The sequence below is a fragment of the Clavibacter quasicaliforniensis genome, assembly GCF_051201715.1.
In the GTDB taxonomy this organism is placed as follows: domain Bacteria; phylum Actinomycetota; class Actinomycetes; order Actinomycetales; family Microbacteriaceae; genus Clavibacter; species Clavibacter seminis.
In genome coordinates this window covers 763585-775487 of the sequence record NZ_CP139624.1, presented here as the reverse complement: position 1 = coordinate 775487, position 11903 = coordinate 763585, and the positions used below count along the sequence as shown (strand labels likewise).

Here is an 11903-nt window from a genome sequence, read left to right as displayed (position 1 = left end):
TCGCGTCGACCGCGGTCACCGGATCCCCTCCAGCACCGCGTCCACCTCGGCGGTCGTGGGCATGGCGGTGGAGCACTCGCGGCGGGACGCGACGATGGCGCCCGCGACGTTGGCGAAGCGCAGGATCCGCTCGAGGTCCCACCCGGCGAGCAGCCCGTGCACGAGCGCGCCGCCGAAGCCGTCGCCGGCGCCGAGCCCGTTGACGACCTCGACCGGGTACGGCGGCACCTCCACCGTCTCCTCGCGCGTCTTGGCGAGCACGCCCTTCGGACCCTGCTTGACGATCGCGAGCTCGACACCGCGGTCGAGCAGCGCGTCGGCGGCCCGCAGCGGATCCGTCTCCCCCACGGCGATCTCGCACTCCTCGCGGTTGCCGACGGCGACCGTCACGTGCTCGAGCGCCCGGCCGACCTCGCGGGTCGCGTCCGCGGGCGAGGACCAGAACATCGGCCGGTAGTCGAGGTCGAGCACCGTGAGCGGCCGGCGCGCGCGGGCCGCCCACGCGGCGTGGTGCGCGGATCGGCTCGGCTCCTCGCTGAGGCCCGTGACGGTGGCCCAGTAGACGCGCGCGTCGTGGATCGCGGCCCGGTCGAGCGCCTCGGCCTCGATGCAGAGGTCGGGCGCCTTCGGCCGGCGGTAGAAGTAGAGGGGGAAGTCGTCGGGCGGGAAGATCTCGCAGAAGGTGACGGGCGTCGGCAGGTCGTCGATCGGCATCACGAACTCCGCGGAGACGCCGAGGCGCTCGAGCTCGCGCATGACGTAGCGGCCGAACGGGTCGTCGCCCGTGCGCGAGATCAGGGCGGCGGATCTGCCGTGCCGGGCGGCCGCGACGGCCACGTTGGCCGCGCTCCCGCCGAGGTACTTGCCGAACGTCTCGACGTCCTCGAGGCCCACGCCGTCCTGGAGCGGGTAGAGGTCGACGCCGACGCGGCCGATCGTGATCACGTCGTGGATCGGGGTCGATGCAGGGGCTGCGTCCTCGGCAGGGGCTGCGTCCTCGGCAGGGGCTGCGTTCTCGGCAGGGCTCATGGCGGCGCTGCTTCCTCTCCGGCGGTGGAGGACGGTGGGCGGGTGCTGCTGTCCCTCCAACGTAGCGCATGTTCTGACATAGGCACATAGCGCATCCGCCGGGCTCGGGATCAGTCGAGCGGCAGGTGCATCACGTGCAGGCCGACGAGCCCGTGGTCCGCGTGGTCGAAGGCCGCGGGGACGGTGCCGACGATCCGGAAGCCGAGCGACCGCCACAGGTGCACGGCCGCGTGGTTCGTCTCCACGACCGCGTTGAACTGGATCGCCCGGTAGCCCTCCGCGCGCGCCCACGCGATCACGTGCTCGCCGAGCGCGCGACCCACGCCGCGGCCGCCGTGCGCGGGATCCACGAGGAAGGCGCCGGTGGCGACGTGCGCGCCGCGGCCGGGTCGGTTGGGCCCGACCTTGGCGGATCCAAGCACCGTGCCGTCGTCGTCCACCGCCACGAACGTGCACGCCGGCGCCTCCGCCATCCAGTTCGGCCGCGCCTCCTCGAGCGACTGCCCGGCCGGCAGCGCGTAAGTCCGGCCGGCGTCGACGATCGCCCGGTAGAAGGGGTGGATCAGGGGCCAGTCGGCGTCCGAGGCGGGGCGGATCTGCATGCGGTCGAGGCTATCCGGCGACTCCCGGGACGCCGAGCGCCGGCAGCAGCACCTCGTCGATCACCTGGACGAAGAACGCGCGCCGCACCGGGCCGCGCCCGGCCGCGAGGCGCTGCGTGCTCATCGCCGGGACGACCTCGGCGAGCACGGCGACGGCGGCGTCCGACCGCGTGGGCGCCTCGCCCCGCTCGATCGCGCGGCGCAGCAGGCGGTCGTAGACCTCGACGTACGGATCCGTGACCTCGGAGCGGATCGCGCGCGCCAGGCGCTCGGAGCCGCGCATCGCGGGCGCGAGTCCGGCGAACACGGCCGCGCGCCGGTCGGGTCCGCCGAGCCAGCCCGAGTCGACGACGGCGAGGAGGTCGCCGCGCAGGGATCCGGTGTCGGGCAGGATCTCGGCCTCGGGCGGGCGGCCGACGCTGCGGATCGCGGCGAGCACGAGATCCTCCTTCGTCGCCCAGCGCCGGTAGATCGTGGTCTTCGCGCGGCCGGTGCGCGCGGCGACCTCGTCGAGGGCCATGCCGTCGTAGTCCCGCTCGGCGACGAGGTCGAGGGCGGCGGCGAGGATCGCGGCGTCGCCCGAGCGGTCGACCGGGCGGCCGACGCGGGGTCGGGGTGCGGCGGCCGGCCTGTCCATCCCGACCAGGATAGGCCCGTCACCCCATTTCGCTACTCGGCGGTAGCGTTACTCCTCGCAGGTCGCGTCGCGGCCGCAGGAGGAGGAGCCATGCAGATCCAGGATGCGGTCGTCGTCATCACGGGAGCGTCGTCGGGCATCGGGGCGGCCACGGCACGGGCAGCAGCCGCCGCGGGTGCGCGGGTGGTGCTCGCGGCCCGGCGGGAGGAGCGGATCCGGCAGCTGGCGGCGGAGATCGGCGGCGGCGCGATCGCGGCGCGCTGCGACGTCACCGACGCGTCCGACGTCGCCGCGTTGGCGCAGGCCGCCCTCGACGCCTTCGGTCGCATCGACGTGCTCGTGAACAACGCGGGCCAGGGCCTCCAGTCGTCGATCGAGGCCCTCGCGCTCGACGACCTCCGCGCCGTCCTCGAGCTCAACCTCGTGGCGCCCCTCGCGACGATGCAGGCGGTGATCCCGACCATGCGCGCGCAGGGCGCCGGCGCGATCGTCAACGTCAGCTCGGGCACGACCTTCGCCGACGTGCCGGGGACGGGCGGCTACGTCGCATCCAAGATCGCGCTGGAGCGCCTGTCGGCGATCGCCCGCGCGGAGCTGGACGGCACGGGCATCGTCGTCTCGACGCTCATCCCGTTCGCGACCGAGACCGAGTTCATGGCCTCGATCCGAGCGGGCCGCGCCGAGGCCGAGGCGATGACCGCGAGCGCGTCCTTCGACACCCCGGAGACGGTCGCCGCTGCGGCGCTCGCGCTCATCGCGAGCGGCGACGCGCGCATGGACCTGGTGCCGACGGAGTACGGCGGGTCGCGCTGATCCGGGTCAGACGGCCGGCTCGTCCGCCAGCCGCTGGAACAGCACGTGGTCCTGCCACTCCCCCGCGATGCGCAGGTAGCGCGGAGCGAGCCCGAACCGCGTGAAGCCCGCGCGCGCGAGCACGGCCTGCGACGCGGCGTTGTGCAGGAGCGTGCCGGCCTCCACCCGGTGCAGCCCCAGCTCGCCGAACGCGAGGGCGACCGCGGCGTCGACTGCGGAGGTCGCGAGCCCGCGGCCGGTGCGATCCGCCGCGAGCCAGTACCCCAGCGCGCACGACTCGAACGCGCCGCGGACGATGCCGTTCAGGTTGATCCGGCCGGCCACGGATCCGTCGTCGTCCAGGATCGCGAGCGGCACGCCCTGCCCGCGCGCGTGCTGCGCGAGCACCGCCTCGAGGTCGGCGCGCTGACCGGCGGGGGTGTCGTGGTCCGGATGCCGGATCGGCTCCCACGGCGCGAGGAAGGCGCGGCTCCGCAGACGCAGCTCGGACAGGGCGGGGGCGTCGTCGAGCGTCAGCAGGCGGATCCGTTCGGGCACGGCATCGAGGATGCCAGACCACCGGAGCGCCCATATACGACGACGGCCGCCCCACCCGCTGAGGGGTGGGACGGCCATCGGGTCGTGCGTGGGCGCTAGACGCGCGCCAGGTCCGCGATGACGCGGTCCCCGGCGGCGGCCATGACCGTGGTCGCCTTGATCTCGGCGCGACCCAGGAGGTCGTCCATGCGACGGCGGCGGGCCTTCGTGATCAGCGTCACGACGGTGCCCTGCTTGCCTGCGCGGCCCGTGCGGCCGGCGCGGTGGAGGTAGCTCTTGTACTCGTCGGGCGCGTCGGCCTGGATGACCAGTCCGATGTCGTCCACGTGGATGCCGCGGGCGGCCACGTCGGTCGCCACGAGCACGCGCACCTTGCCGCTCGTGAGGAGCTGCAGGTTGCGCGTGCGGCGCGCCTGGTTGAGGTCGCCGTGCAGCGACGTGGCCGGGATGCCGGCGTCCTCGAGCTGGTCGGCGAGCTGCTCGGCGAACGCGCGGGTGCGGGCGAAGATCAGCGTCTTGCCCTCGCCCGAGCTGAGCTGCTCGATGATCGCGGCCTTGTCGCGCTGCTCGATGAGGAGCACGCGGTGGTCGATGGTCGACGACGCCTGGTCCTCGCCCGCGACCTCGTGGACGCTGGGGTTCGGCAGGAACTCGTTGACGAGCGTCGCGACGCCCTTGTCGAGCGTGGCGGAGAAGAGCAGGCGCTGGCCGTCCTTCTTCACCTGGCGGAGGATCCGCTGCACGGGCTCGAGGAAGCCGAGGTCGCACATGTGGTCGGCCTCGTCGAGGACGGTGACGACGATCTCCGAGAGGTCGAGGCGACCCTGGTCGATGAGGTCCTCGAGGCGGCCGGGGGTCGCGATGAGGATGTCGACGCCGCGCTGCAGCGCACCGACCTGCTTGAACTGCGGCACGCCGCCGAAGATCGTGGTGGTGAACAGGCCGACCGAGCGGGCGATGGGCTGCACCGTGCGGTCGATCTGCATCGCGAGCTCGCGCGTCGGGGCGAGGATCAGCGCGCGGGGCTTGCGGCCCATCTTGCGGTTCTTCGCGCCGTCGTTCTCGAGCAGGCGCTCCACGAGGGGCGCGCCGAACGCGATGGTCTTGCCGGATCCGGTGCGGCCGCGGCCGAGCACGTCGCGACCCGCGAGCACGTCGGGGATCGTGGCGGCCTGGATCGGGAACGGGCTAGCCGCGCCCAGCTCCTCGAGCACGCGGACGATGTTCTGGCCGAGGCCGAGGGCCGCGAAGGTCACGCCGTCGACGTCCTTGGCCGTGGTGGCCTGGGCCTCGAGGCGCTCGAGCACGACGTCCTCGGACGGCGCGTGGCGCGGGGCGCCCTCCTTGCTCGGGTAGAAGTCGCTGTCGCGCTTGGGGCGGGCGTCGTCGTAGGACGGGCGCTCGCTCCGCTGGGGGCGGTCGCCGTAGGAGGGACGCTCGGACCGCTGCGGGCGGTCGCCGTACGACGGACGCTCGGTGCGAGCCGGACGGTCGTTGTAGGCGGGGCGCTCGGACCGCTCGGCGCGGTCACCGTAGGAGGGGCGCTCCGTGCGCGCCGGGCGGGAGTCGTTGTACGACGGGCGCTCGGTGCGAGCCGGACGGTCGTTGTAGGCGGGGCGCTCCGTGCGGGCGGGACGGTCGTTGTACGCGGGGCGCTCGCTGCGAGCGTTGCGGTCGTTGTACGACGGGCGCTCGGCACGGTCGTTGTACGCGGGGCGCTCCGTGCGGGCGTTCCGGTCGTTGTAGGACGGGCGCTCGGCGCGATCGTTGTAGGAGGGACGCTCCGACCGCTGCGGCCGGTCGTTCCCGTACGACGGACGGTCGTTGCGCGGCGCTCGGCCGTTGTAGGAGGGGCGCTCGGAGCGCTCGCCGCCACGGGCGGGACGCTCGTTGCCGTAGGAGGGACGCTCGGAGCGCTGTCCGCGCTCGGCTCCGTACGAGGGACGCTCGCTGCGCTGGCCGCGGTCGTTGCCGCCGCCGTAGGAGGGGCGCTCGCCGCGCTGCGGACGGGCGTCGCCGCCGCGCTCAGGGCGGGCGTTGGCGCGGTTGGGGCGGTCGCCGTACGCGGGACGCTCGCCGCGGCCGGCGGGGCGCTCGGCACGGGGCTCCCAGTTGGGGCGGTCGCCGCCGCGCGCGGGACGGGCCGCGGCGCCGCGCTGGGGGCGGTCGTCCTGGCCGGAGCGCTGCGCGCGCTCGTCGGCGTTCCAGCGCTGCTTCTTGGGCGCGGGATCCGAGTTGTAGCCGCGGTGGTTCGGGCTGCGGGATCCGGCGGGGGCGCGCTTGGCGCCGCGCGGGGAGTCGTTGTTGTAGGGCATGAGGGATTCCTCGTTCTGCTCGAGTGCATGACAATGCTCATTCGAAGCAGCGCGCTACAGGATCAGGGTGCGCAGAGCTGCTCTCAACCCGGGCAGTCGTCGACCGGGGGCCGTGTCATCGCGTGACGTACCCCTCTGCGGAACGAGAGGGGGAAACCGGCCCACCTGACTGACAAATCCATCCGCCCGGATGGATGGTCCGGTAGCGGTGTCAAGAGCCGACTGGAGAACACTACCGGACGCGCGCCCCGGGCACCAGGGCAGCGCTCCGCCCGGGCGCGCCATGCGGCGCCCCCGGGCGGGGTCGTGAGGAGCGGATCAGCCCGCGGTTCCGGCCTCGGTCGAGGCCGCGGATCCGCCGGCCGGCAGCCCGCGCTCGGCCCGCCTCCGCTCGCCGCGCGCCCGGATCCGCAGCGCCGCGCGCTCCACGAGCGAGTACAGCGACGGCAGCACCAGCAGGGTCAGCACGGTCGACGACAGCAGGCCGCCGATCACCACGATCGCGAGCGGCTGCGAGATGAACCCGCCGTGCCCGGTGAGCCCGATCGCGAGCGGCAGCAGCGCGAAGATCGTCGCGAGCGCCGTCATGAGGATGGGGCGGAGCCGTCGCCCTGCACCCTGCAGGATCGCCTCCCGGAGCGCCATGCCGCGCGTCCGGTACTGGTTCACGAGGTCGATGAGCACGATCGCGTTGGTCACCACGATGCCCACGAGCATCAGCAGGCCGATGATCGACGCGACGCCCAGCGGGATCCCCGTCACCACCTGCAGCAGCACCGCGCCGGTCGCCGCGAACGGCACCGAGACGAGCAGCACGAGCGGCTGGATGAGGCTCCGGAACGTCGCCACCATGATGATGTAGACGATCAGGATCGCCGCGAGCACCGCGAGCCCGAGCTGCCCGAACGCGTCGGACTGCTGCGACGCGACACCGCCGAGCGAGGCCTGCGCGCCGGCCGGCAGCTGCACGCCCGCGACGGCCTGCGACACCTCGGACGAGGCGAAGCCCACGTCGTCGCTGCCGGGCGTCGCGCTCACGGTGGCGCTGCGGAAGCCGCCCGTGGTCGTGACGGTCGCGGGTCCGTCCGCGACCTCGACGGTCGCGAGGTCGCTGAGCGGCACGAACCCGCGCGCGGTGGGGATCCGGAAGTCGCGCAGCCCCTGCAGGCTCTGCGCGGCGTCCGGGTCCTGGATGTAGATGGACAGCGTCTTCTCGTCGATCACGACCTGCCCGACCGCGGCAGGCAGCCGGCTCGCCGTGACGATGCCGCCCACGGCCTGCTCGCTGAGCCCGGCCGCGGCGGCCTTGGCCCGGTCCACGGTCACGGCGATGTACGGCTGCGTCTCCGAGAGGTTGCTCGTGGCCTGCTCGATGGACGGGATGTCCTTGACGGCCGCGAGGACCGCATCGGCCGAGGTCTTGAGGTCGTCGGAGTCGTTGGCGGTGATCTCCACGGTGATGTCGCTCGAGGAGAAGCCGCCCGACGCCGCCGCGAGCGACACGTCGCCCACGTCGGTGAGGCCGTCGACCGCGGTGCGCACGCGCTCGCGGATGGCGTCCTGGTCGGCGTCCGCGTCGGTGGTGAGCGCGAACGTGATCCCCCCTCCGCCCCCGAAGGCCGAGGTGAGCGAGGTGCTGTCCGAGCCGATCGAGGTCTGCACGGTGTCGACGCCCTGGACGCCGATGAGCGCCTGCTCCACCTTCGTGGCAGCGGTGTCCTGCGCCTCCAGGCTCGTGTCGCTCGGCAGCTCCTGCGAGACGGTGAGCGTGTTCTGGCCGCTGTCGCCGAGGAAGTTGGTCTTCATGCTCGGGATGAGCGCGACCGTGCCGCCCAGCACGAGGATCGCGAGGACCAGCGTGACGGCCGAGTGCTTGAGCGTCCAGGCGAGGATCGGCCGGTAGCCGCGCTGGAGGCGCGTGGGCGCGCCGATGCCCTCGCTGCCGCTCTGGCCCTCGCCCTGGCCGTCGGCGGCGTGCGATCCGCGAGCGCGCCGGCCCGATCGTCCGCGGTCGTCGACGGATCCGCGGACGGCCGCGTGCGCGCCCGTGCGCGTGGTCTCCGCGGCCGCCGCGGCGGCGGCCTTCCTGCGCGCCCGACGCGACTCGCCCTCCGGCCGCAGGAACCAGTACGCGAGCACCGGGACGATCGTCAGCGAGACGAACAGCGACGCGGCGAGCGCGATGGTCACGGTGAGCGCGAACGGCCGGAACAGCTCGCCCGTGATGTCGCCCACGAGCGCGATCGGCAGGAACACCGCGACGGTCGTGGCGGTCGACGCCGTGACCGCTCCCGCGACCTCGCGCACGGCCGCGCGGATCGCGTCGAGCCGGTCGGGCGTGAAGGAGAGGTGCCGCTTGATGTTCTCGATCACCACGATCGAGTCGTCCACCACGCGCCCGACCGCGATCGTCAGCGCGCCGAGCGTGATGATGTTGAGCGTGTAGCCCGAGGCGAGCATCCCGATGAAGGTGATGAGGACGGATGCCGGGATCGAGATCGCGGTCACGATGGTCGACCGGATCGACATCAGGAACACGAGGATCACGAGCACCGCGAACACGAGTCCGAGCAGCCCCTCGGTGGTCAGGCTCGAGATCGACTGCTCGATGAAGGGCGCCTGGTCGAACACGACCGTGAACTTCGTGTTGCTGCCCAGGTCGTCCGACAGCTGCGGCAGGAGCTGGGTGACGAGGTGCGAGACGTCGACGGTGTTGCCCGCCGGCGTCTTCGTGACGGCGATGGTGAGCGACGGCTGGCCGTCCACGCGCGAGATGCCGGTGGTCGGATCCTGGCCGAGCTCCACGGTGGCGACGTCGCCGATCGTGAGCGCGCGACCGCCCGCCGCGCCCAGCAGCGGCAGCGAGGCGAGGTCCTGGGTGGATCCGAGGCGCGTCCCCGACTGCACCGACAGCGTCGTGCCGTCCTCCGTCACGGAGCCCGCGGGGAGGAGCGAGCCGTTCGCGTCGAGCGCGTCGCGGATCGCCTGGTTCGTGAGGCCGGCGGCCTGCACCTCGGCGGGATCCGGCGTGATGACCACGCGCTGCCCGACCGTCCCCAGCAGGCTCGCGTCGCGCACGCCCGCGAGCTTGCGGATGTCGCCGAGGGTCGAGCGCTCGAGCGCGGCCGTGAGGTCCTGCGGGCTGAGGTCGCTCGTGACGGCGATCTGGATCACCGGCAGGTCGTCGATGCTGCCCGCGATCACGACGGGGTCGATCCCGTCGGGCAGCGTGGTGCGGATCCGGTTGATGGCCTGGTCGATCTTCTGCTCGGCCGTCGCGAGGTCGGTGCCGTAGGTGAACGACGCGGAGATGACGGAGGAGTCGGTGCGCGAGGTCGCGGTGGAGGACTCCAGGCCCGGGACCGCCTGGATCGCGCGCTCGATGGGCGTCGACACGTCGGTGTCCACGACCGCGGGCGACGCGCCCGGGTACGCCGTGACGACCGCGAGCTGCGGGAACGTCACCGACGGGATGAGCTCCTGCTTGAGCGTCGTCAGCGCGATGCCGCCGAACACCCCGATGACGATCGTGATGAGCGCGATCAGTGCCCGGTTGCGGAGGCTGAAGACGGAGAGGAGATGCAGGGGGTGCTCCTTGTGGGACGCGGGCCGCGGGTGCGGCGGTCGCTCGGACCGCTGATCGCCCGCACCGGGAACCCGCCCCGTGGGGGAAGTATCGCACCCGGCGTCGGGAAATCCCCGCTCGCGCCGGGTTTTCAGTAGCGCGTCACCGCATCCAGCCGACGCCCCTCTCCGCGGAGCATGCTGGAGGGATGGCGCACCGGGCATCGAGCACGAAGGAGCGCGTCCCCGAGCCCAAGACCTGCGCCTCGTGCGGCCGCACCATCGAGTGGCGGAGGAAGTGGGAGCGCGACTGGGACGAGGTGCGCTACTGCAGCGACGCGTGCCGTCGCCGCGGTGTCAGCGACGCCGACGAGCGGCTCGAGCGGCGGATCCTCGACCTCCTCGCGCACCGCGCCGGCGGCGCCACCATCTGCCCGTCGGAAGCCGCGCGCGCGGAGTCGCACGACGACTGGCGCGAGCTCATGGAGCCCGCCCGACGCGCGGCCCGGAGGCTCGTCGACGCGGGCGAGGTGGAGATCACCCAGAAGGGCTCGGTCGTCGATCCCTCCACGGCCAAGGGGCCCATCCGGATCCGCCGTCGTCGCTGACGAGGCACACTAGGGGGATGCATCGACCGACCCTCACCGTCCTGGCCGCCGTCGCGAGCGCGGCGCTCCTGTCCGGATGCGGGGCCAGCGCGCAGTTCACGTCGCCCACCACGGAGATCTACGCGACCACCGCGGACGCCCAGACCGCGCTCGGCACGGCGATGCCGACGTGGATCCCGGCGGACGGCACGCTGATCCGCACCAAGTCCGAGGCGAAGGCCGGCAGCATCGTCGCCGTCCAGACCGCGACGCCCGCGCCCGCGCCCGGCGGCTGCACCGACCTGCAGATGACCACCATCCAGGACACCTGGTGGCCGCCGGAGATCGACCCCGCGACGGTCACCTGCGCTGACGGCTGGAACCTCTTCGGCGCGAACGGCCGCATCTACGGCTGGAGCACCACGGTCCTCCCCTAGGCCCGTCGCGCCATGGCCGCCGCATCCGCCCGCCCGGGTCGCTCCCGCGACCGGCTGCTGGTCGCCGGCGCCGTGCTCTGCTCCGCGGTCCTCGTATCCGCCGCGCTGCTGGCCGCCGTCGCGCTGGTCCAGAGCGCCATCCTCATCGACGAGCTGCCCCCGGCCGCCTACGGCATCGCGACCTCTCCCGAGCACGAGGCGCTCGCCCGGCAGGCGCTCCTCTGCGGCACCGTCGCGGCGCTCGCGCTGACGGGCGGCATCCTCTGCGTCGTCCGCCGCTACGCTGTCCCCGCCGCCGGCCGCTGACGCCGCGCCGCGAGCGCCCGCAGCACGAGGATCACGACCACGCCCACCGCGGCGCCGACGACCGTGTCGACCACCCGGTCCGCCACGAGCGGCAGCACGGGCAGCGTGCGGCCGAGGCCGCCCATCACGAGCGCGAGCGGCGTGATGAAGACGAGCGCCAGCCCGTAGTGCTTCCCGACCGCGAGCTCGGCGGCGAACTGGCACGCGACGGCGACGGCGATCACGGCCGGTGCAGGTAGGTGCAGCGCGAGGATCCCCGCGGCCACCACCGAACCGGCCAGCGTCCCGAGCACCCGGTGCGCCACGCGCGTGAACGACAGCGGCCCGCGCACGACGGGCAGCACCGCGACGAGCGTCACGACCGCCCAGTAGTGGTGCCCGAGCCCGAGCGCCACGGCGATCGCGCCCGCCACGAGCGCGCCGACGACGTTCGCGACCACCGCGGTCCACGCGGCGGGGTCGCGGTGCACGGCGGCGTCGCGCACGGGGATCCGCGGGAGCGCGCGGAACCGGTGCGCGTGCGCGTCGGGCGTCCAGCGGCGGAGCAGCCAGCCGGACATGCAGACGCCGGCGGAGAACAGGATCGCCGCGACCGCCGTCACCAGCGCGTCGCGCGCCTGCGCGGCATCGACCGGCACGGCCGCGCACACCACGAGCCCGAACACCGGGAACAGCGGATGCGGCGGCACCAGGCTCATCGCCGTCGACACGAGCGACGCCCCGCCCAGGACGATAGCGAGGCCCACCGCCTCGAGCCCGAGCGGCGCGTCGGCGAGCGAGAGCAGCACGCCCGTCGAGATCGCGACGAGCATCATCGCGGCTCCGGCGCCCACGCTCGCGAGCCGCAGCCGGTAGCGCTCGTTCCGCCCGTAGAGCCCGGTGAAGGCCCCGAACGACGCGTAGAGCGCGAGGTCGAGGCGATCGATCGCGAGCAGCACCACCAGCGGCACGAGGAGGCCGACGCTCGCGCGCATCGCGGCCTCGAGGTCGAGCGTCCGGGTCGACGGCGGCCGCGGGGCGGACGATGAGGTCACACGGGATCCGATCTCCCCGGGAGCGGAAACGGGGCGTCCCCA

The 11903-nt window shown here is 73.6% G+C and carries 11 protein-coding genes; 4 read left to right on the top strand and 7 right to left on the bottom strand.

What is annotated here, in order from left to right:
- Positions 1-15: 15 nt before the first annotated feature.
- The 3 genes from iolC to NL142_RS03820 form a co-directional block, all read right to left on the bottom strand.
- Positions 16-1029, bottom strand: coding sequence for a 5-dehydro-2-deoxygluconokinase (iolC, locus tag NL142_RS03830; RefSeq protein ID WP_435081035.1), 1014 nt, complete (start codon positions 1027-1029; stop codon positions 16-18).
- 110 nt (positions 1030-1139) lie between these two features.
- Complete coding sequence (locus tag NL142_RS03825; RefSeq protein WP_435081034.1) at positions 1140-1631, bottom strand: GNAT family N-acetyltransferase; 492 nt, start codon at positions 1629-1631, stop codon at positions 1140-1142.
- Between the two features lie 10 nt (positions 1632-1641).
- Positions 1642-2268 (bottom strand): TetR/AcrR family transcriptional regulator, encoded by a 627-nt coding sequence (locus NL142_RS03820; RefSeq protein WP_435081033.1) that lies wholly within the window; start codon positions 2266-2268, stop codon positions 1642-1644.
- Positions 2269-2358: 90 nt separating this feature from the next.
- Here NL142_RS03820 and NL142_RS03815 point away from each other — a divergent pair, with 90 nt between their 5' ends.
- Complete coding sequence (locus NL142_RS03815) at positions 2359-3081, top strand: SDR family oxidoreductase (RefSeq protein ID WP_435081032.1); 723 nt, start codon at positions 2359-2361, stop codon at positions 3079-3081.
- A gap of 6 nt (positions 3082-3087) precedes the next feature.
- Here NL142_RS03815 and NL142_RS03810 read toward each other — a convergent pair whose 3' ends face one another.
- From NL142_RS03810 to NL142_RS03800, 3 genes are all read right to left on the bottom strand, one after another.
- Positions 3088-3618, bottom strand: coding sequence for a GNAT family N-acetyltransferase (locus NL142_RS03810; RefSeq protein WP_435081031.1), 531 nt, complete (start codon positions 3616-3618; stop codon positions 3088-3090).
- Positions 3619-3713: 95 nt separating this feature from the next.
- Positions 3714-5933, bottom strand: a complete 2220-nt coding sequence (locus NL142_RS03805; RefSeq protein WP_435081030.1) for a DEAD/DEAH box helicase — start codon at positions 5931-5933, stop codon at positions 3714-3716.
- 318 nt (positions 5934-6251) lie between these two features.
- The gene (locus NL142_RS03800) at positions 6252-9518 is read right to left on the bottom strand and encodes an efflux RND transporter permease subunit (RefSeq protein ID WP_435081627.1); all 3267 of its coding nucleotides are present in this window, start codon (positions 9516-9518) and stop codon (positions 6252-6254) included.
- A 188-nt stretch (positions 9519-9706) separates the two neighbouring features.
- On the opposite strand from NL142_RS03800, the gene NL142_RS03795 reads away from it, so the two are divergent.
- Genes NL142_RS03795 through NL142_RS03785 form a run of 3 tightly spaced genes read left to right on the top strand, consistent with a single transcriptional unit; the run spans position 9707 to position 10827 of the window.
- The gene (locus NL142_RS03795; RefSeq protein ID WP_435081029.1) at positions 9707-10105 is read left to right on the top strand and encodes a DUF3253 domain-containing protein; all 399 of its coding nucleotides are present in this window, start codon (positions 9707-9709) and stop codon (positions 10103-10105) included.
- Between the two features lie 17 nt (positions 10106-10122).
- Complete coding sequence (locus tag NL142_RS03790) at positions 10123-10521, top strand: hypothetical protein (RefSeq protein ID WP_435081028.1); 399 nt, start codon at positions 10123-10125, stop codon at positions 10519-10521.
- A 12-nt stretch (positions 10522-10533) separates the two neighbouring features.
- Positions 10534-10827 (top strand): hypothetical protein, encoded by a 294-nt coding sequence (locus NL142_RS03785; protein WP_435081027.1) that lies wholly within the window; start codon positions 10534-10536, stop codon positions 10825-10827.
- Here the strand turns inward: NL142_RS03785 and NL142_RS03780 are convergent.
- The gene (locus NL142_RS03780) at positions 10800-11861 is read right to left on the bottom strand and encodes an FUSC family protein (RefSeq protein WP_435081026.1); all 1062 of its coding nucleotides are present in this window, start codon (positions 11859-11861) and stop codon (positions 10800-10802) included. The genes NL142_RS03785 and NL142_RS03780 overlap by 28 nt on opposite strands.
- Positions 11862-11903 lie beyond the last annotated feature (42 nt).